General features: G+C 59.2%; 17 protein-coding genes. 10 read left to right on the top strand and 7 right to left on the bottom strand.

All coding sequences use genetic code 11. The features are described 5' to 3' along the window. Positions 1-103: 103 nt before the first annotated feature. Positions 104-919 (top strand): Fpg/Nei family DNA glycosylase, encoded by an 816-nt coding sequence (locus tag I6I12_RS01385; protein ID WP_200288515.1) that lies wholly within the window; start codon positions 104-106, stop codon positions 917-919. 18 nt (positions 920-937) lie between these two features. Continuing rightward, on the top strand, positions 938-2,515 hold the full coding sequence (locus I6I12_RS01380; RefSeq protein WP_200288514.1) for a bifunctional ADP-dependent NAD(P)H-hydrate dehydratase/NAD(P)H-hydrate epimerase: 1,578 nt from the start codon (positions 938-940) through the stop codon (positions 2,513-2,515). On the opposite strand, the gene I6I12_RS01375 is transcribed toward I6I12_RS01380, so the two are convergent. Further along, entirely contained in the window at positions 2,512-3,153 is a 642-nt protein-coding gene (locus I6I12_RS01375) for an ABC transporter ATP-binding protein (RefSeq protein ID WP_200288513.1), read from the bottom strand. The two genes, I6I12_RS01380 and I6I12_RS01375, sit on opposite strands and share 4 nt — an antisense overlap. Before the next feature lies 1 nt (position 3,154). After that, positions 3,155-4,138 (bottom strand): ABC transporter permease, encoded by a 984-nt coding sequence (locus I6I12_RS01370; RefSeq protein WP_200288512.1) that lies wholly within the window; start codon positions 4,136-4,138, stop codon positions 3,155-3,157. A 153-nt stretch (positions 4,139-4,291) separates the two neighbouring features. Between I6I12_RS01370 and I6I12_RS01365 the strand changes: the two genes are divergently transcribed. From I6I12_RS01365 to I6I12_RS01350, 4 genes are all read left to right on the top strand, one after another. After that, the gene (locus I6I12_RS01365) at positions 4,292-5,392 is read left to right on the top strand and encodes a sensor histidine kinase (protein ID WP_234288148.1); all 1,101 of its coding nucleotides are present in this window, start codon (positions 4,292-4,294) and stop codon (positions 5,390-5,392) included. Beyond that, entirely contained in the window at positions 5,385-6,002 is a 618-nt protein-coding gene (locus I6I12_RS01360) for a response regulator (RefSeq protein ID WP_023020153.1), read from the top strand. Before I6I12_RS01365 ends, I6I12_RS01360 begins: the two co-directional genes overlap by 8 nt. Beyond that, positions 6,002-6,976, top strand: a complete 975-nt coding sequence (locus I6I12_RS01355) for an NAD(P)-binding domain-containing protein (protein WP_200288511.1) — start codon at positions 6,002-6,004, stop codon at positions 6,974-6,976. Before I6I12_RS01360 ends, I6I12_RS01355 begins: the two co-directional genes overlap by 1 nt. Before the next feature lie 82 nt (positions 6,977-7,058). After that, complete coding sequence (locus tag I6I12_RS01350) at positions 7,059-7,808, top strand: DUF364 domain-containing protein (RefSeq protein WP_200288510.1); 750 nt, start codon at positions 7,059-7,061, stop codon at positions 7,806-7,808. Here the strand turns inward: I6I12_RS01350 and I6I12_RS01345 are convergent. After that, a complete protein-coding gene (locus I6I12_RS01345) occupies positions 7,805-8,395 on the bottom strand; it encodes a VanZ family protein (RefSeq protein WP_234288147.1) in 591 nt (196 codons plus the stop codon). The two genes, I6I12_RS01350 and I6I12_RS01345, sit on opposite strands and share 4 nt — an antisense overlap. A 78-nt stretch (positions 8,396-8,473) precedes the next feature. Between I6I12_RS01345 and I6I12_RS01340 the strand changes: the two genes are divergently transcribed. After that, positions 8,474-9,448: an MDR family oxidoreductase gene (locus I6I12_RS01340; RefSeq protein WP_034655607.1), complete on the top strand. Its 975-nt coding sequence runs from the start codon at positions 8,474-8,476 to the stop codon at positions 9,446-9,448. A 63-nt stretch (positions 9,449-9,511) separates the two neighbouring features. Here I6I12_RS01340 and I6I12_RS01335 read toward each other — a convergent pair whose 3' ends face one another. Next, the gene (locus I6I12_RS01335) at positions 9,512-9,982 is read right to left on the bottom strand and encodes a MarR family winged helix-turn-helix transcriptional regulator (RefSeq protein ID WP_200288508.1); all 471 of its coding nucleotides are present in this window, start codon (positions 9,980-9,982) and stop codon (positions 9,512-9,514) included. A 332-nt stretch (positions 9,983-10,314) separates the two neighbouring features. Between I6I12_RS01335 and I6I12_RS01330 the strand changes: the two genes are divergently transcribed. After that, complete coding sequence (locus I6I12_RS01330) at positions 10,315-10,956, top strand: hypothetical protein (protein WP_232212566.1); 642 nt, start codon at positions 10,315-10,317, stop codon at positions 10,954-10,956. Here I6I12_RS01330 and leuS read toward each other — a convergent pair whose 3' ends face one another. Continuing rightward, complete coding sequence (gene leuS / locus I6I12_RS01325) at positions 10,957-13,803, bottom strand: leucine--tRNA ligase (RefSeq protein ID WP_034656067.1); 2,847 nt, start codon at positions 13,801-13,803, stop codon at positions 10,957-10,959. A gap of 173 nt (positions 13,804-13,976) precedes the next feature. On the opposite strand from leuS, the gene I6I12_RS01320 reads away from it, so the two are divergent. Together I6I12_RS01320 and I6I12_RS01315 are read left to right on the top strand one after the other, a co-directional pair. Beyond that, a complete protein-coding gene (locus tag I6I12_RS01320) occupies positions 13,977-16,550 on the top strand; it encodes a hypothetical protein (RefSeq protein WP_200288507.1) in 2,574 nt (857 codons plus the stop codon). Between the two features lie 10 nt (positions 16,551-16,560). Next, entirely contained in the window at positions 16,561-17,193 is a 633-nt protein-coding gene (locus I6I12_RS01315) for an MOSC domain-containing protein (protein WP_023020162.1), read from the top strand. A gap of 168 nt (positions 17,194-17,361) precedes the next feature. On the opposite strand, the gene I6I12_RS01310 is transcribed toward I6I12_RS01315, so the two are convergent. Together I6I12_RS01310 and I6I12_RS01305 are read right to left on the bottom strand one after the other, a co-directional pair. Beyond that, positions 17,362-18,573 carry an MFS transporter gene (locus I6I12_RS01310; protein WP_200288506.1) on the bottom strand — a complete coding sequence of 404 codons (1,212 nt, stop codon included), beginning with the start codon at positions 18,571-18,573 and terminating at the stop codon, positions 17,362-17,364. A gap of 328 nt (positions 18,574-18,901) precedes the next feature. Then, positions 18,902-20,377, bottom strand: coding sequence for an NAD-dependent succinate-semialdehyde dehydrogenase (locus I6I12_RS01305; protein ID WP_200288505.1), 1,476 nt, complete (start codon positions 20,375-20,377; stop codon positions 18,902-18,904). Between the last annotated feature and the right edge of the window lie 114 nt (positions 20,378-20,491).

Raw genomic sequence — 20,491 nt, 5'->3', positions numbered from 1 at the left:
AAATCATTCCGCATTTCGAGTTTACGCTATTGTCACCTCCCAAATAAGTGGGCTGGTTAGCGGCAGGTTTGGCCGAAAATTCTTCCCGATTAGACTGGCTTCTATGCCTGAAGGTCACGTCATCCACCGCCTAGCCAATAAATTCAACGCGGATTATCGCGGTATGCCGCTGCGCGTGACCAGCCCGCAGGGGCGCTTCGCGGCGGAGGCGGAGATTCTCGATGGCGAGCGCATCGAGCTGGCCGAGACCTACGGTAAGCATCTTTTTGTACACTTCACCGCTCCGGATCCGCGCCATATCCTCTATATTCACTTAGGGCTCATCGGCAAGCTGCGCTTCGAGCCCCGCGAGGAGACCGGCGGACAGATTCGGGTGCGCATTGATAATGGCACCGAGGCCGCCAACCTGCGCGGACCACAGTTTTGCCGCTTGCTTACAGAAGAGGAGTACCGCGCACAACTGGCCAAGGTAGGCCAGGATCCGCTGCGCCCAGACGCCGATGTGGAGGCCTTATGGGCCAAGGTGCACAAATCGCGGCGCAGCATTGGCTCGCTCATGATGGACCAGCACCTCTATGCCGGCGTGGGCAATATCTACCGCGCGGAAACCCTCTTTCGCCATGGCCTCTCCCCTTTCCTGCCTGGCCGCGACGTTTCCCGTGAAACCTTTGACGCCACGTGGGCCGACCTAGTGCAGCTGATGGAGGACGGGGTGGAGCACGGCCGCATCGATACGGTGCGGCCCGAGCATTCTCCCGAAGCCATGGGGCGCGAACCGCGTAAAGACGACCATGGCGGGGAGGTTTATGTCTATCGCCGCGCCGGTTTGCCCTGCTATGTGTGTGGCACCCCAGTGGCGGAAAGAGTCATGGAGGGACGCAACCTATTTTGGTGCCCAACCTGCCAACCTGCACCTTAAAAGCCTATCCTGGCGGGCATGCGACATGCCTATAGCGTTCCTGCCGTCCGCGCGGCGGAGCATTCCCTTCTAGCGCAACAAAACTACGACGATGAGCTCATGCGCTTGGCCGCGCGCGGCGTAGCAGCCACGACCGCAGCCATGCTCGGCCCTGGGTGGCGTGTGACTATCCTCGTCGGCCCAGGCGGCAATGGCGGCGATGGCCTCTACGCTGGCGCTTTCCTGGCGGAGGAAGGTTATTCCGTGGAGGCCATCCTCGCGGCGAATAGCGCCCACGAACCCGCACTGCAGGCGTTTACCGCGGCCGGCGGAACCATTGTGCACAGTCTGGAGGATGCCGATCTGCTTATCGACGCCGTCGCCGGCCTCTCCTCCACCCGCGGCCTTTCCGGTGCCCCGCTCAGCGCCTATGCCGAAGCCAAAAAGCGTGGAGTTCCAGTCCTCGCGGTGGATATTCCCTCCGGAATTAACGCCGATACCGGTGTGGCTGCGACCGATGCGGTGGAAGCGGACGTGACCATTAGCTTTGGCTGGGCCCGCGCCGGACACGTCTGTGCCCCAGAATGCGGCGCGGTGGTGCTCTGCGATCTCCTCTTGCCAGGCGCGCCGCGCTCTTTTGCAGAAGAGCTGTCTGCCACCGCAGAACCGGTGGGCCATATCGCCAATGAACCCACCATCCCCTTGCCCTATCAGTGGCCAACCGAGCCGGTACTCACGGGAGACCAAGGCCTGGTTACCGCTCCAAAGCCGGTGGGCTGCACGGGGCCAATTCTGGATCCGACGCCCGGGGCAAGAAGCACCAAGTACACCGGTGGGGTTACCGCGGTATGCGCCGGCAGCACTACCTTTCCCGGCGCGGGCATGCTCGCCGCCACGGGCGCGGTGCGGGCCACCCCCTCCATGGTCCGCGTCGTAGGAAATGACTCTGTGGTCGCAAGCCTGCCGGAGGTAGTGCCCCATGCAAGCGCCGAAGAAAAGGTCCATGCTCAAGCCTGGGTGGTAGGCCCAGGGCGAGGCACCGGGCCGGAAGCGGCAGCGGAATTACAGGCTGTGCTGGCACGCAAGCTGCCTACAATTATCGATGCCGACGCGCTCACGGTGCTGGCTAGCAATGAAGACCTGCGCAAACTTGTGCGCGATCATCCCTGCGCCATTCTGACCCCGCATGCCGGGGAATTTGAGCGGCTCTATACGGCTACGCTTGGCCGCGCACTCGATCTTTCGGAGGGTTTAGGCGTACGCCTACAGGAGCTTGCCTTAGCGCTCGACTGCTTTATCCTGCACAAAGGCCGGATCACCACGGTCACGGCCCCCGGTCAGGAAATTTATGGCATGAACGCGGGACACTCCTATGCAGCTACCGCCGGCTCCGGTGACGTGCTTTCTGGCATCCTTGGCGCCACGCTAGCCCAGCTGAATATCGCTGAGGTGGATGCGAAGGGGGTCATTGCGGAGATTTTGCACGCCGCAGCCATACACCAACACGCTGCCGCTATTGCCGCCCATACCCCAGAAGGCTTCGGGATTTGCTCTGCCTCCCAGATTGCCGCGGCGGTGCCCCAAGCAATCGCACGGTTGTTGGTGATGCGGCGCTAGCTGAGCGCGGCAACCTTCTCCTGCTCAGAAACGTGGCCGTCTTTGACCTCGACCACGCGGTCAGCGAAGGTCAGCAGGGAACGGTCATGGGTCACCAGCACGGTGGCGGTATTCATCCCCTGGGTGACATCGCGCAAAAGGCGGATGATCTCCTGGGATAGGTGAGAATCGAGCGCGGAGGTAGGCTCATCCGCCAAGAGCAGGTCTGGCTGCTCCATGAGCGCACGAGCGATATTGACGCGCTGGCGCTGGCCGCCAGACATCTGGCCCATGCGGCGGTTTCCCATACCTGCCAGGCCCACAAAGTCCAATAGCTCATCGGCACGCTGTGGGCGCAGCTTGCGGCCAGCGATGTGATCCATAATCAATAGTTGGTCGCGCACATTGAGCGAGGACAGCAAGTTGGCCTGCTGAAAGATGATGGACCGGGTGCCATCTACCTGTACGGAACCAGAATCCGGGGTGATAAGCCCAGCGGCTACGGATAGTAGCGTGGATTTACCAGAACCGGACTCACCCACGATGGCGGTCAGGCTATTGGATTCGGCCTTGAGGGAGGCGTCGGCAAGCGCGGTAGTGGTTGTCTCGCCGTCCTGGTAGGTCACGGTGGCATTGCGGATATCAAGAATGGTGGACATGTTAAGCGTTTCCTCCAAGTGCATCGAGTGGGTTGGCTTTAGCTACGCGGCGGGTAGCGACGAGGGCGCCGGCCATACCGAGGACCCAAATACCAACCGCAGGAACGGCAATGCTGCACAAAGAGACATCGAAAGGAACGGTGCCGGAGGCGAGCGCGCCGAGCGCCCACCCAACGACAGCGCCCAGGATGGTGCCGGCAGCCAAGATGATGGCGGCTTGTGCCAGGGCATCGCGCAGCAGGTAGCGCACGGTGGCGCCCAGCGCGCGCAAAATAGACAGGTCGCGGGTGCGCTGAATGGTCCATACGGTCAAGAAAGCGACGGTGACTAGCGCGGAGATGCCGTACAAGAAGCCCTGCATGGTAAGCAGCGAGCCGCGTTCAGACTGATAGCCCGCTAGACCGGTGAAGGACTTGGAAACCTTGACGGAGCCGGGAACCTCATGCTTATAAAGTGCGGCGGTGCCCACCACGCCCTTCGGGGCGTGGCTAATCTGCTGCCAAGACTCGGTGGAAGCCCATACCACCGCAGAGTGGGAGTACATGGTCTCCGGGACGGTGCCCTCCACCGAGAAGTCGGTGCCGCCTAGGGTGACGGTTTCGGCCGCATCAATGGAATCTGGCAGGAGCACGCCCTGCTCTGGGATGGTCTTATCGGTGCCCGGAACCTGGGTGCCGGCCGGCAAGCTGAGGACGGCAACGCCGCCGTGACCCTCCAGCTTGGTCTGCGCCGCGCCGAGGGGAATACCGTCGCTGGCGATATCGCCGGCATGCATCTCGGACTCGCTGAAGGAGGGATCCTCGGTGGAGAAGGAAATATACGGGTACTTCTTTTCTAGGGACTCCAAAGCGGAAGTATTTTGCTTGGAAAGGCCCTCCGTTAGGCCGGAGAGCATCACGAGCAAAAGGGTGATGAGTGCAACCGTGCCGCCAATGAGCGCGAAGCGGCCGCGCGCTGTGGTGATTTCTCTGATTGCTAGAAACATACTTCTATATTCGATTTATGCAGGTCAGAAGTAATCGGCCAGCTCGCTGAACCTCTAGTCAACCAAGTGGTTGATTCACTGTCCACCCATGCGCGGATATCCTGGGTGGTTGTGTTTAAAGGACAAAAGTTATGGGTCTATGGTTTGCACGCCATGTTCGCGTTTCTACTGGTCTTCGGCGTAGCGCGCGCCTACGTGGATGACCGGCTCGATGCCCGCGTTATTGGCTTAGCCATCGCACTCGCCGTGGTGTATGCCGCACAACGCTGGTTGCCAACATGGCTGTGGCTGGGTGGACTTTGCCTCCTGTGGCTGGGCTTGATGGTCCATGCGCAGGATTTCATGTGGCTGGAGTTCCCGCTTATTTTTGTCTTTCTGCGCGCCTTGCCCACTGTGCCTGGGTTGGTCTCCATCGCCATACTGTGGGCGGCGGCCGCATTCATCCCCGCCTGGTTACATCCCGAGGGCTGGTCCATCGCGGCGGCGGTAGGACCGCTTATCGGTACCGCCTTTGCGGCCACGGTCTTTTTCATACAGCGGCGACTGCAGGCGGAGGCGGCGCACCACAGGGACATCGCTAGGCAGCTGCGCGAAACCCAAGCCGAACTAGCCGCAAGCGAGCACCAAGCCGGCCGGCTGGAAGAGCGTGAGCGGCTCTCTCGCGAGATTCATGACACCGTCGCACAAGGCCTCAGTTCTATTCTGCTGCTCTCCCGTGCGGCCCGCGGCACCACTGATCCAGCAACCAAAGAGGAACAGCTGGAAATTATCGAGGAAGTCGCCAGCGAGAATCTGGCCGAGGCCCGCCGCTTTGTCCGGGAGCTCGCCGGCCCCGATGAGCGGCTGGAAACCCAGCTCAATTCCCTGCTATCCCAGATGCGCAGCCGTGTGAAAGCCTTGGGCGAAGATACCACCTTTGAACTGGTGGTTTCCGGCAGCGGAAAGGTGCCTGTCCAGATCAAAAAGGTCATTGTGCGGGCCGCGCAGGAGGGTCTCAATAACGTCATCAAACACGCCCACGCCTCGCGCGCAGTGGTCACGCTCGGACTTTTCGAAGATGCTGTCACCCTGGACGTTGTTGATAATGGATGCGGCGTAACCGCCTCCCCTAGCAGGGATAATAAGGATCATGGCTTCGGGCTTACCGGCCTGCGCGACCGCGTGGAGAGCGTGGGCGGCACTATGAACCTAGAATCGGGCGAAGGCACCGCCCTGGCCGTCCGTATCCCGCTGAAGGAGCGAAGCAATGGTTAATGTCATGCTTATTGATGATCACCCAGTGGTCCGCGCCGGCCTGCGCGCCATCCTCAATACCTTCTCCGATGTCGAGGTAGTAATGGAGGGCTCCACCGGCGCGGATGTGGATAAGCTTTTTACTGCAGATGCCCCGCAGGTAGACGCTGTAGTCTGCGATATCCAGATGCCCGACGTGGATGGCATCGCAGCCACCAAGCGCGTAGTAGACGCCGGCGGCCCGCCCGTGCTCATCTTGACCACCTATGACACGCAGGCCGATATCCTCGCCGCCGTGGAAGCCGGCGCGATGGGCTACCTGCTCAAGGACTCCCCCGAGCAGGCGTTGCACGAAGCCGTGCTCAATACCGCCGCGCACCGCCGCACCCTAGCGCCGGAGGTTGTGGATCTCCTCGCCCAGCGTGTAGGCCGACCGCAAGAATCACTGTCCACCCGCGAGCTGGAAATCCTCCGGGCGTTATCTAGCGGTTCCTCTAATAAGGAGCTAGCCAAGCAGCTGTTCATTTCCGAGGCCACGGTCAAGACCCACCTCATCCATATTTTCCAAAAGTTGGGCGTGGAAACCCGCACCGCCGCGGTGACCGTGGCACGAGAGAGAAAGCTCATTTGATGCTGGACTGCATAGTCATTGGTGCCGGCCAGGCAGGCCTCGCGGTGGGTTATTACCTGCGCAAGAAGGGCCTAGATTTTGTCCTTCTGGATGCAGAATCCGGTCCTGGCGCAGCCTGGCGCCATACCTGGCCCTCCCTGACGCTTTTTAGCAATGCGGCCTCTTCCAACCTGCCGGGATGGCCCATGCCCCACTACGAGGGCTTCCCGCCGGCCAGCCACGTTATTGATTATTTTGCACGCTATGAGCAGCGTTATGCACTGCCCATTCGTCGGCCAGTCACAGTGGATGAGGTGACCCATGACGGCGCGTGCTTCCACGTTTATGCGGGGGAAGAGCATCTCACCTCGCGCACGGTCGTAGCGGCAACGGGCACGTGGTCCGCACCTTTTATCCCCTACTACCCCGGCAACTTTGGCGGAAGGCAATGGCATTCCGCCTTTTACCCAGGACCAGAGGCCTTTTCTGGCTCCACCGTGGCGGTCGTGGGCGGGGCCAATTCTGGTGCTCAGATCGCGGCCGAGCTCCTGCTGTCTGGCGTAGAGACAACCTGGTACACCCGCAGCTCCCCGCGGTGGATGCCCGATGATGTTGACGGCCGCGTGCTCTTTCAGCGCAATCGCGTCCGGCTCAACGCACTGCTGCGTGGCGAGCCAGACCCCGGCGCGGATTCCAACTTGGGCGATATTGTGATGGTTCCACCTGTCCTGCGGGCGCGGGATTCCGGACTTTTGCAGGCCACCCCCATGTTTTCTTCTCTTGCTGAAGTCAACGCGGACCATCTCATCTGGTGCACCGGTTTCCGGCCTGCTCTCCGGCCTATCCGCGGGCTCCTTGATGGTACCTCCCCCACCGTCGACGGTCTCTTCCTCGTAGGCTACGGCACCTGGACCGGACCCGGCTCCGCCACCATTACTGGGGTAAGCCCCTTTGCTAAACAGACTGCGCAAGCCGTTGCGAATATATGTGACTAAAGCTATAGGGTGCTCCCCACCTATTCGACTAAACTGCCTCCTCACAAGCAGTGCCAAACAATAAGGAAAAGCTGGTTTATTCATGTCCGCCTGGGATCTCTACGATGACCTCATCGATGCCATTCCCCGTGACATAGTGGTCTCCCGCGCTGCCCAAAACCCGCGGTGGACCCGCGTTTACACCGAAAGTCCTAGCTGCGGCGTGGCCATGACCATGTCAGCAACCTCCCGCCCCGCCCAGATGAGCGCTGAGTACTCCGGCGTTCCCTTACGTGCCATCGCACAGCTGGCCCAGAGTTGGAATTTCTCAGAGGCGTCCTTCGGCATGGCTGCGCTCAATTCCTATTACGCCACGCCTTCCGTGGCCGATGAACATGGCTTTGCGCTTGCCGATGCCCCCTGGCCCCACATCTTCGATCCCTTCCGCGAAGCCGTCGCGGGTAAGAAGGTCGCCGTCATTGGCCACTTCCCTTTTGCGCCTAAGGCGCTCAACCAGGCGGCGGATTTTTATATGCTAGAGCGTTCGCTCAATGAGGGCGACTACCCCGATTCCGCCGCCGAGTACATACTGCCCGAGTGCGATTATGTCTTCATTACCGGCTCCGCCTTTGTTAATAAGACCGCGCCCCGCCTGCTCGAGCTCTCCCGCGAGTCCTTCAATGTAGTCTTGGGGCCCTCAACGCCTCTGGCCCCTATTCTCCTTCAGGACTACGGAGTATCACAGGTCACCGGCATAGTTCCCACCGACGCCGCCGGTATGTTTGAGTGCCTCGAAGAGGGAGATTCCCTCGATATGTTTAATTTCGGGCACCGCGTCAGCCTGGGTACTTAGACAATTACTCCGGCCACAATCGTGGCGGCGAGGGCACCCAAACCCAAAGCCGCCATCCAGCCGATAGTGCGGACGGCTCGCAGCTGCGCCTGTGCGCTCTTGCGGCTAACTAGGAACGCGCCCAAGGACGCTCCAAGGGTATTGAAAACCACATCGTCGACATCGCTGAAGCCTAGTGAGAATACATATTGGGTAGTTTCGATGCCCAAGCTGAGCGCCATCGCTAGAAGGATGGTTCCGCCACGGCCAAAGCGGACGTGGCGCGAATTTTGCCCCATCACTACCAAGCACGCGCCAAGTGGGAAAAAGAGCGCTATATTGCCCAAGGTATTGGTCCACGGCCCCCACCACGGATGAGGGTTATTAAAGCCGTTGAACATTTGCAGATCCAGGCTGCGGCGGGCATGTGCAGAGGCATCGAGCACGCCGGGAATATCAATAAACGGCTTGCCCACTGTAGCTACGGCAATAGCCACCACAACGACCACGCAGGCAACGCCAGCACTGCGCCACAACGTGCGCTTGGAAGGCGCGCCTTGCGCCCTTACCTGGTGCGAAGTGCGGGTGGATCCAGTGGTCGTCGTCATAATGCCCAAGTTAACAAGCCTGTCTGAAAAATTCCCGGGAGATTCGCTGTCGAATCCCTGCATCACATTTAACGTACGATGGTGAGCATGAGCACGCTACTAGTAACTCGCAACGAAGACAAAACCGTCACGACCTCCTTTGAAGAGGGAGAGTTCCTCAGCGAGGGTGACCTTACCGTTGATGTTTCTTATTCTTCCCTGAATTACAAGGACGCCATGGCAATCGCGGGCGACCGCGGTGTGATGCGCACCAGCCCCTTGGTTCCAGGCATCGACGTGGTCGGCACCGTTGCCGAGTCCAGCGTAGAGCGTCTACCGGTGGGTACCTTGGTCGCCTCCTTCGGTGATGGCCTTGGCGAGTTCCGCCACGGCGGCTACACCCCGAAGCAGCGCGTTAACTCCCAGGCCACCGTCGCGCTCCCCGCAGACTTCACCGCAGAACAGGCAGCTGCTGTCGGCACCGCGGGTTATACCGCTGCACTGTGCGTCAACTCTTTGCGCGGGCTTCCCGATGGCCCCGTTTTGGTCACCGGCGCAACTGGCGGTGTCGGCTCCATCGCCGTGAACCTCCTGTCCAATGCCGGGTACGAGGTCCACGCCATGACCGGCCGTCCAGATGACTATTCCCAGTATCTTCACGAGCTCGGTGCCCACACCATTGTGGACCGCGCCGAGTTCGCCGAGGCCGGAAAACCCTTGCAGAAGGCTACCTATGCCGGTGCTGTCGATACCTCCGGTTCCCATGTCTTGGCCAATGTATTGGCTCGCACGGTTTGGGGCGGTACCGTCGCCTCCACCGGTATGGCCGCCGGCCCGGATCTTCCCACCACCGTGCTGCCATTCATTCTGCGCAATGTGCACTTGGCAGGCGTCAATTCCGTAGACGCCCCACTGCACTACCGCCAGAACGCTTGGCAGCTCTTGGCCCGCAAGCTAGACCGTTCCATTCTTGAGTCCCTGACCACAACGATTCCACTTTCGGACGTGGTCGAGGAATCCAAGTCCCTTCTAGAGGGCACCCACCACGGACGCACCGTCCTCAAGATTTCCTAGGCTGCGCCCTAGCTAATTTTCCCGGGCACCCGCCGTCATGGCGGGTGCCTTTTGCATACGCGGTTAGGCTTCAGAAGCGAACTCTCCAGCGCCCTGCTCATCAATCCCACGCAACAACTTCCGAGAAATTTCCCCCAAAGTTTGTAGGTCTTCGTCACTAAGGGTGCTCACCACGATTTCATCAACTGCGGCGGTATGGCGCGCTATTGCCGCACTGAAGGCAGCACTCCCCTTTTCCGTCACAGTGACTTCAATGGCTCGAGGCCCAAGTTCCGGCGCTTCCCGCCTGGAGACCAATTTTCGTGATTCCATGCGCACCAGCTGTCGATGCAGGCGCGATTTTTCCCATCGTAGTTCCGTCCCCAATTCATGCGGACGGGTATGAATCTTGCGGCGGCGATGCAACACCGCTAACACCGCATAGTCCGCCTCGCTCAGACTAGAGTCTCTCTGCAACTGTGTAGAAAGTCGCACGTGGAGCGCCTCTTGCATAGTGACAAAATCTCCCCATGCCGCACTCTGCTCCACACGCATGGCTATCCTCCTTCGATTGCCGTTATTTAACAGCTTAAACAGCGCAGTTGATCTAGCAACCCATTAGGCGATCGGGAGTTGATACAACAACTCCTACTACTTTAATACGGCGGGCGTATAGCATGTCAACAATTTAATGCCCCTACATCTTTAGGGCCAAAGTCATAATTACTTTGCTTTTGGAACACTATTGGCCGGGTTATCCAAATATTTAATCCGTTATGTTATTGCCGCAAAAATTAAATAGTTAAACAAAAAGTCTTAGTAGCGATCCGTCCGCTGGAACAAACGGCGTCTCGGGAGAAGCGACCGAAGTGTTTAAAATGGCGAGCATGGATAAGCTATTTAGCACATGTGGTTTTGATCTAATGGATATAGAAGAGCTCATCGCAGAGCTACCCACAAGCCGCGAAATATGGGATGCACCTGGATTTGATCGAGTCCTTTTTCACGCAGATCCGTCCGATATGGCGGTCACCGCGATGGAGTACGAAGGGGAGTGGGCCGCAGTTCCTTCGTATCGGGGAGGGGAACAGGCCCTAGGAACGATTTATCGCGCAACGCCCTATATCGGCATTGTGGAGACGGGGGATTTACGGTTCGCAGCACTGGCGGATGCACCCTTTGCCCTGCCAGCGGGAAACCCCGTCGGAGGCGAAAAGCTAGAGGGACAGGTCCAGCCGGCGGTTGTGGCCTTGCGGTACGAGGTGGGGGAGCCGGAGGAATTTTCTTTGAATTCTCCTGCTACCGAGCGCTTTTATCGGAACTTAAAGCCCAGCATGCTCAACCCGCAGGTAGAGGTGGCGGGAACCATCGGGCACATCGCCAAGCACAGCAATGAGCTGGGCATGGGGGAGTTTTGGGTATGCGACCTCGACGGCCTGCCGCTCATTGTGAACGAGAAACTGGAGGTCGGCCAGGGAATCCGGGCACACGGCATAGCGCTGTGCGCCACGGAGTTTTGGGAGGAGTGACTACTTGACGACGAGGTTGACCATGCGGCCCGGCACGTAGATCTTCTTCACTACGTTCTTTCCACTAGTCAGTTCGGCGATCTTGGCATCGGCCAGAACAACCTCGAAGACCGCCTCCTGGTCCGCATCGGCAGCCACGTTGATGCGGGCTTTGACCTTGCCGTTGATCTGTACGGGCACCTCGATTTCATCATCTACCAGGTACTTTTCCTCAAAGGTGGGGAAGGGCTGATAGGTAATGGTCTCGTCGTGGCCAAAGCGCTGCCACAGTTCTTCCGCGATATGCGGGGCGATGGGGGAGACCAACTGGGCGATTGGTTCGACGGCGGCGCGCGGTGCCTCGGTGCGATAGGTTTTGGTCAGGTAGTTGACGTACTCGATGAGCTTGGCCACCACGGTATTGAGCCGCAGGTTCTCATAATCATCGCGCACGCCTGCGATGGTGCGGTGCAGCTGCTTGAGATCACCCTCGCTCAAATTGGCGTCGGTAGTGGCCAGCTCTCCGGTGTCCTCATTGACGGCAAGGCGCCACAGGCGCTGCAGGAAGCGCTGGGAGCCGACGACGTCCTTGGTAGCCCACGGGCGGGAGGTGTCCAACGGTCCCATGGACATTTCGTACACACGCAGGGTATCGGCACCAAAGTCGCGGCAGATATCGTCCGGAGCTACAGCATTCTTCAGGGACTTGCCCATCTTGCCGTATTCCTGGTTGACCTCTTCTCCGTTGTAGTAGAACTTGCCGTCCTTTTCTTCTACCTCAGCAGCTGGCACGTACACGCCGCGGGAATCGGTGTAGGCATAGGCCTGGATATATCCCTGGTTGTACAGGCGACGGTAGGGCTCTTGAGAGCTGACAAATCCCAGGTCAAAGAGCACCTTATGCCAGAAGCGGGAGTAAAGCAGGTGCAGTACGGCATGCTCGACACCGCCGACATAGAGGTCGACACCGCCCGGATCCTGTGGGCCATGCTGGTCCGGTCGCGGGCCCGTCCAATAACGCTCGTTTTCAATATCGCAGAATGCCTCATCGTTGCGGGGATCGATGTAGCGCAGTTGGTACCAGGAAGAACCTGCCCACTGCGGCATTACGTTGGTATCGCGGAAGTAGGTCTGCGGGCCGTCACCCAAGTCAAGTTCTACCTCGACCCAGTCGCGCACCTTAGCTAGCGGGGGTTGTGGTTCGGAATCCTTATCCTCTGGATCAAAAGAAACCGGCTTATAATCTTCTACCTCTGGAAGCTCCACTGGCAGCATGGATTCTGGCAGGGCGTGGGCAAAGCCATCCTTGTCATAGACGATGGGGAAGGGTTCGCCCCAGTAGCGCTGGCGGGCGAAGAGCCAATCCCGCAGCTTATACTGCACCTTTTCCCGGCCAGAGCCGTCCTTTTCCAGCCATTCAATGGCCTTGGCAATAGCCTCGGCCTTATTCAGGCCGTTGAGATCTAGGCCCTTGTCATTGGCAGAATTAACCAGGGCACCGTCCTCGGTCCAGGCTTCTTCGTCCACGTTGCCGCCAGAAACAACCTCCGTAACGGGCAGGCCGAAGGTCTTGGCAAACTCGTAGTCACGGGTATCGTGCGCTGGAACTGCCATGATGGCGCCGGTGCCGTAGCCGGTCAGCACGTAGTCCGCGATAAAGATCGGGACCTTTTTCCCAGAGACCGGGTTGGTGGCATAGGTGCCAAGGAAGACGCCGGTCTTTTCCTTGTTTTCCTGCCGCTCTAGATCAGATTTGGCGGCAATATCGGTGCGGTAGGACTCCACGGCCTCCTTGGGATCATCGTGACCGTAGGTCCAACGCTCGTCTACGTCATCGTCATAAGGGATGGGGGAGAGGAGGGCGTCGACAAGCTCATGCTCTGGGGCCAGCACCACGTACTCGGCGCCGAAGAGCGTATCCGGGCGGGTGGTAAAGACCTCGATCTCGTAGCCCTCAGCGGGGAAGGAAACCTCCGCGCCGCGGGAACGCCCAATCCAATTGCGCTGCATAGACTTGACCTTCTCCGGCCAATCCAAAAGCTCTAGATCATCGAGCAGACGATCGGAATAGGCGGTAATGCGCATCATCCACTGGGACAAATTCTTGCGAAATACGGGGAAGTTGCCGCGCTCGGACTTGCCCTCTGCGGTGACCTCCTCGTTTGCCAGCACGGTACCCAAGCCTGGGCACCAGTTCACCGTGGAATTAGACAGGTAAACTAGGCGGAATTCATCAATTGCTGCGGCCTTTTCCTCTTCGGTGAGGTCCTCGTAATAGCGGCCGTCCTTAGTGGTGCGCTTATTGGCTTCTAGTTCTTTGATGAGCTCCGCAATGGGGCGAGCCTTTTGCTGCTCCTCATCGAACCAGGAGTTATAAATCTGCAGGAAAATCCACTGCGTCCACTTGAAAAACTCCGGATCCGTAGATTCTACGGAGCGGCGCGGATCGTGGCCGAGTCCCAACATGCCCAACTGGCGGCGCATGTTTTCAATATTCGCCTCGGTGGTGGTGCGCGGGTGGGTACCGGTCTGGATGGCGTACTGCTCGGCCGGCAGGCCGAAGGCATCGTAGCCCAAAGTGTGCAGCACGTTCTTGCCCAGCATGCGGTTATAGCGAGCATAGGTATCGGTAGCGATATAGCCCAGCGGGTGTCCCACGTGCAGGCCCGCACCGGAGGGGTAGGGGAACATATCCTGCACATTGAGCTTTTCCTTAGGCAGCTCGCCCGCATCGGTGGCGAGCTCGCCTACCGGGTTCGGGGCGTTGAAAGTGCCATTGTCTTTCCAGTACTGCTGCCAGGTCTTCTCGATCTGGTTCGCCAGCTCCGGGGTATAGCGGTACGAGGTGGAATCGCTCTGGGTATTCATAATCACACAGTGTAATAGCCGCGTGCCGGTGCGGTGTAGTTCGCTGCGCATTCCGCGACCTGCTGGGCACGCGCTCCCAAATTCTCCGCTGGACTCACCCCCGGCTTTCGGGTCATTTCCCCCGCTCGCAGCCAAAATGCAGATCTGCATGAAAATGATCTAGGCTGGGGTAAATGAGCCAGGAGAAGTTTCGCAGCCAGCTTTCATCTTTTGCAGACGCAGCGGTATTTCAGGGGATTCCGCACCTGCGCCTCTCCCCAGCCACCCACACTTTGGAGCTGTACCTACCAGCCTTAACCGCAGGTTATGAGCCAGAGGATCCCCAGTGGACCGTGTCCGCTCAGCTGCTCAATGACAGCGAGGACACTCGTAAGTTCTACTACGTGGAGGGCGAGGAGCCCGGGCTGTGGATCAGCATGCCCCACCCCTTTAGCCACCTGAGCGTCTCCTTTGAGGAGCACACCTTGGAATTCGCTGGTGTGGCCAATGGCGGCTTAGTGCTGGATTCCACCCATCGGCCGCTCGATACCACCGCAGCGATACCTAAGGGCTCATATACCTTCATCGCCCCTGCTGGCACGGAATTCACCAAGGCTAAGGCCGGCGAGGCTCGCTCACACGGCGCCTGGGAAGGTTGGTCCATCTTCCCACTAGAGGTGAGCCAGTCCTTCACGGTGGAAGCACCGCAACAAGAGCCCGCCACCATCAAGGTGTCTGGCAGCCCTGACTTTGCCTGGGATATGGCCGTCAAGTCGCTGCCCAATGCCCACGGGCTGGATGGCGAGCTGGTCTATACCCAGTCACCTCGCGTCATCGCGAACACTGAGCTCAGCATGGAATTGACCTATGTCCCCATCGGTGGGGAAGAAGAGGCCGTGCTGGAGGATGAGCTACCGGAGGGCATCCACGAGGTGCTCCCGGCAGATGCCTTCGAAGATCCCTGGGTAGGTCGTTACCGCTTTAGCTTGTACAAGGATGAGGAACTGGTGGATATCCAGTACCTTAACTTCGCGGAAACACTGCATATGCGCGCCAAAAACGAGGGCCCGCGCGGCACTAACTTCCGCTTCATCGACGCCCTGGGCAATCTTTCACCGTTTAGCTATGCCTTGGCTTCTGCGCCGAGCAAGCCCATCCAGATGGAAAAAGGCCAGCGCGTCTTTGGTGAGGACGAGAGCGTGCGCGAGGAGACCATCGGCAGCGAAGCCGGCTATGAGCTGACCTTCCAGGTGGAACCGGCGACGATTCGTACCCGGGTCAAGCGCACCGCGGCCGAACCAGTCGATTACCTCGATAAACAAGTCATCCTGGCAGATCAGCTCGATGCCGATGCCCTCTTTACCATCCACTCGCCGGAGCCATTACCGCTGGCAAAATTCGTGGTCATTGATAAAAACCAAAAGATCAGGGACCTCGTCACCGCCAATGGCTCTACGGAGGCGGCTACCAGCCTATCCGTGCCGAATCGCGCGCTGAAATCTGCACTGACGAAACAGACCTCGCTGGAGCTTTATCTCTTGTGGTCCACGCTCTCCTATGAGGAGTATCTCGAGGGCCTGCCGGAAAAGGAGCGCGCAGCGCACCAAAAGCGCAGCTTTGACCGGCGCGTTATGGAATATGAAGCCACGGCGGCCAGCGACCTCATCTATGCCGCCATCGCCACCGTGCGCAAAGCTCCGTTGGTCTCCCGCGCCACCATCGAGGATGGCATCCTCGTCCCCGAGCAGCCACACGAGGAAGAGGTGGAGCTGCTGGCATGGGCTTGGCCACTGGGCAATCCCGCAGGCGAGCCGATGCCACTGGACCCCACCGAGGAAGGCTTCGAGCTGCCCGAGGAGCTGCTGGATGCCGGCCACCTCATCGTGGATTTCCGGGAGGACGAACCGGCCAGCGACTTGGCCGCGCCGCAGTACCCGCCGGCGAGCGCGCTTATCATCTTCCAGGACGGTGAAACCGCAAACACCGAAGGGTTGTGGCCCACCTACGCGGCTATGCGCCGCCTAGCGCCCAAGGCCAAGGAAACTTTCGAGGCGATCATCAAGGAGATTGAGGCCGATCCGCGTGCCAGCATGGATGCCCTCATGGCGGCGGATTTTGAGCCGGGCCAGCGCATGCGCGCCTTTGTCCGCACCGGCTTGGTCTCCCGCAATTTCCGCCGCGAGGAGCCGGCCGAAAAGCCTTCCTCACTGCTGGCCGCGCTTGCCGACGCCGCCCATGACTACATCGAAGCCCACGGCTCCGCCGCGCTCGCGCGCGTGCCGTCCACCGGCGTCGACGATGTCACCCGCCCAATGCTGCTGATGAGCGCCACAGGTGAGGCGCCCACACCATCGACGGCCAACGATCAGCTCTGCGACGATGCTCACCGAATCGCTGCACTGCGCGAATGCTTTGCCAACGACCTCGCGCTCACCCGCCTGGGCACCATCTCCAACCTGCGCAGCACCGCCCTGCAGCTGCGGGTAACGCTGCAGCAGCTAGGTGTGGATAAGTCCGTACTGCACACCTTGCTCGCGCTCGATGCCTTTGGTGATGGCAATTCGGAGCTCGGCGATTCCGCCTGGATGCCGTTTATCTCCTACGTCTTTGCCATCACGGCGCGCGGCGTGGCCAATGGCAAGCTGGCTGATCCCGCTTTCGCCGCCGCGCTTGACGGCGCCCTCCCGCAGCTAGCCGAGGCCGTCTCCCTCGCTCCGCAGCTGTTTTACCGCGATATTCTCACCGCGGAGGCGCTCACGCTCAGCTAGTGTGGCAGGCATGCAGGTCATTTCCACCAATGTCGCCGTCCGCCGGCCAGACCCGAGCGGGCGGCACGAGTTTTCGGGCATCGATAAGCAGCCGCAATCCTTCATCGATGTGGCTGCGCCCGGCCCCCATTATGGCGACGGTTCCGGCGTGCGCGGCGATATAATTGGTGATACCCAACATCATGGCGGCAATGATAAAGCCATCTACGCCTACGCCCGCGAAGAGTTGGACTACTGGCAATCCGAGCTTTCCCGCCCGCTGGCGTCTGGCTGCTTTGGTGAAAACCTCACCACCCAAGGCGTCGATCTGTCCGCTCTACTCATTAACCAACGCCTAAGAATCGGCACCGCTGTACTTGAGGTATCCGTTCCCCGCCAACCCTGTTCCACCTTTGCCGGCTGGCTAGGGGAGCGCGGGTGGCTCAAGCGTTGGACCGCCCGTGGCGATTGCGGTACTTATCTGCGCATTATTTCTCCCGGCCGCATCCAACCCGGCGACTGCATCACAATGGATGCGCCACCCAACCATGACATCACTATGCGCATCGCCTTTGCCGCCAAAATGGGCAACCGTACCCTTGCCCAGCGCGTAATCGAGGCTGGCTGCTTGCCCCCTCACCAGAACAACAGTCTGCGCGCCTAGCCCTACACCCTGGACTCTTATTCGGCGAGTTTTCCGTTCCTGCGCTGCGCGCGACCCCCAGCCTCCGGACCCTCAAACTACAACCGCACGGTCTACCTAAAGCGAAAGCACACCAACCTCGGTGGCTGGTGTGCTTTTAATGCTTCAGGCTAACAGGGGAGTGCCGTGTTACTTACCTTCGTCGAAGTGTAGATGGTGCCCCTTGGCCTTGGGGAAGCGACCGTGCACAAAGAAGTAGTAGATGGCTGCGATGACTACGAGGGCCGCAAGGATGAGGTACATGGTGTCAAAGCCGGTTGCCCCAACAATGGGGCCTAGGCCGAACGGAGCCAGGCCAATGCCTAGGTCCATCAGGAGGAACATGGTGGAGATGCCCGCGCCCATCTGTGCGGCGGGTACCGAGCGCACAGAGATAGCCTGGCAGGCGGGGCTGAGGGTACCGAAACCTAGGCCGGTGCAGGCGCCTGCAACCACCAGCATGACGTCGTTGGTGGGGAAGCCCATGAGGAGCAGAGCGATAATAAAGGCTGCAAGGCCGAGGTACATAACGGCGTTATCGCCCTTATGGTCTTGGATGCGGCCCAAAACAAAGCGCATGATAAGCATGGTTACCGCATAACCAATAAAGAATAGGCCTGCGCCAGTCACAAGGTCTTCCTTGCGCGCATAAGCGTTGAGATAAGTAACCACACCGGAGTAGGCGATTCCGACCAACAACATAAACAGGCCGATGGGAACCACGTTGGGGTGCACGGCATTGCGCAGCGTAAAGGCCGGCTTCTCGGCGGAAACTTCAGCTGGGTAGCGCAGCACCAAGGCCAGGACCAAAGACACGACATTAGCGCCTAGCGCTACAGCAAAGAGCGTGTTGTAGCCAATGTTATTAGCCAAGAAGAGGCCGAGTGCTGGGCCGAAGGCCGTTGCCAAGGTAGTACCGAGGGCGAAGTAGCCAGTACCCTCCGCGCGGCGCTCGTGCGGAATGACGGACTGTGCCACCGCCATAAGCGCGGTGGAGGTCAAAGCGTAACCCGTGCCGTGCAGGAAACGGACAATGATAAGAACGGCGACGTTCTGTGCAAAAAAATACGCCACAGCAACAACTGTGACGAAGACTAGGGAGGTCAGGGCGGCCTTCTTGTGGCCTACGCGGTCCACGAGCCAGCCCGAGAATACGCGCATACACGTCGCGCCCAGAACAAAGGCGCTGGAGGCAAAACCACCCACGGTATCCGATGCCCCGAAGCTCTCTACCGCGTAGAGGGCCATGGTGGTCACGGACAGGTAGAAGACCAAAAACTGACAGAAATTAGCCACCCACGCGAGAACGAACGTGGGTGTAATCAGCTGCGGCTTAGCCGCTGCAGATTCAGTAGACGTCATATACTCACTCCAAATAACAAAAAGAAAATTCCCTCTCCACGAGCAGGCCATGAGGCCACGCTGCGCAGTCGAAGGAAATACGAATTAAATTATACGGAGAGGAACTATACGCCCCTCAAGCTTCAATGGTTAATCAAAAGGCTCTCTTGGTCTTGTTCGGCCTCACTTTTTGCCGCCCAATGCAAACAATATTGACGGTTTGAGCAGGATAAATGCTTTAGTTCGGGAAAACGGGCTCATTTTTAATGAATGTTTACATTATTAAGCCGCAGCCGGGCCCCGAAAGGGAGCCCGGCTGGCCTGTGTGTCTTTTCAGACGCTTGCGTTTCTAAACATTGACATAAGGGTCACGGATGCCCAGGTATTGAACTGAGGTATATTCCTCAATACCTTCGGCGCCACCTTCGCGGCCCAAACCGGATTGCTTGACGCCGCCGAATGGGGCAGCGGCGTCGGAGATGACACCGGCATTGAATCCCATCAGGCCAAATTCGAGACCATCGGCCACGCGCCACAGGCGGTCTGAGTTTTCCGTAAAAACATAGGACGCAAGACCATATTCCGTCTCGTTTGCTAACTCTAGGGCTTCCGCCTCCTCGCTGAAGGTAAAGATAGGTGCAACCGGGCCGAAAATTTCCTCCTGGGCCACGCGGGTTTCACGTGAAACATTGCTCAAGATCGTGGGGGCATAAAAGTGACCCTCACCTTCGCCACGCTTGCCACCGGTAACAACGGTGGCGCCCTTTTCCACTGCGTCATCCACTAAGGCGGCAATATTGTCGAGCGCCTTGGCCTCAATGAGGGGACCGCAGGTAACGCCTTCGTCCAGGCCATTGCCCACGACGAGCTTGTTAAACTCCGCCGCCAACTTCTGCGTAAACTCTTCCGCCACGGACTCGTGCACTATGAAACGGTTGGCCGCAGTGCAGGCCTCACCAATATTGCGCATCTTCGCACCCATGGCCCCTGCTACGGCCTGATCGATATCCGCATCCTCAAAGACGATGAACGGAGCATTGCCGCCCAGCTCCATGGAGGTGCGCAGCACATTATCCGCGGCACCCTTCAGTAGAGTCTTGCCCACTGGGGTGGAGCCGGTGAAGGAAAGCTTGCGCAGGCGATCGTCGGCAAGCAAAGGCTCCGAAATGGCTGAGGCAGAGCTTCCGGAAACCACATTGAGCACGCCCTTGGGCAGGCCGGCATCGAGCATGGTTTGCGCAAAGTACTGCGTAGTCAGTGGGGTGAGCTTGGCCGGTTTCAGAACCATGGTGCAGCCTGCCGCAACAGCAGGCGCCACCTTGCGCGTGGCCATCGCGAGGGGAAAGTTCCATGGGGTAATTAGCAGGCATGGCCCGACCGGCTTGCGGCGTGTGACCATACGCAAAGTGCCCTCCGGAACGGGGGAATAGCGGCCATAATCGCGCGTTGCCTCTTCGCTAAACCAGCGCAGGTACTCAGCACCATAGGTGACCTCACCTTGAGACTCGGCAAAAGGCTTTCCCATTTCAAGTGTCATCAGCGTCGCGAACTCATCGGCGCGCTCGTGTACCAGCTCGAAGGCCCGGCGGAGGATATTCGCCCGCTCGCGCGGAGTGGTTCGTGCCCACTCATCTTGCACCGCACAAGCAGCATCTAGAGCGGCTACCGCATCAGCGGAATTAGCAGAATCGAGAGTAGCAATGGTCTCTCCGGTGGCGGGATTTTCCACCGTGAAAGTCTCGCCGGAAGATGCCTTTCGCCACTCGCCTCCAATCAAAAGTTGGGTAGGAACCTTTGCCACTACCTCATTAGGACTCATAGTCATTTACATCACCTTTCTTCCCTTTGTTAATGCACCCAACAGTACCCCACTCGTTTCTTTAAAGTCTTTAAAGTCCCGAATACGGCTTCTTCTGCGAGAAAGCCAGCTCGGGCTGTA

It is taken from the genome of Corynebacterium kefirresidentii (assembly GCF_016599755.1).
Taxonomy (GTDB): Bacteria; Actinomycetota; Actinomycetes; order Mycobacteriales; family Mycobacteriaceae; genus Corynebacterium; species Corynebacterium kefirresidentii.
The sequence above is the reverse complement of the archived record's forward strand: the minus strand, read 5'-3'. Positions and strand labels throughout refer to the sequence as shown.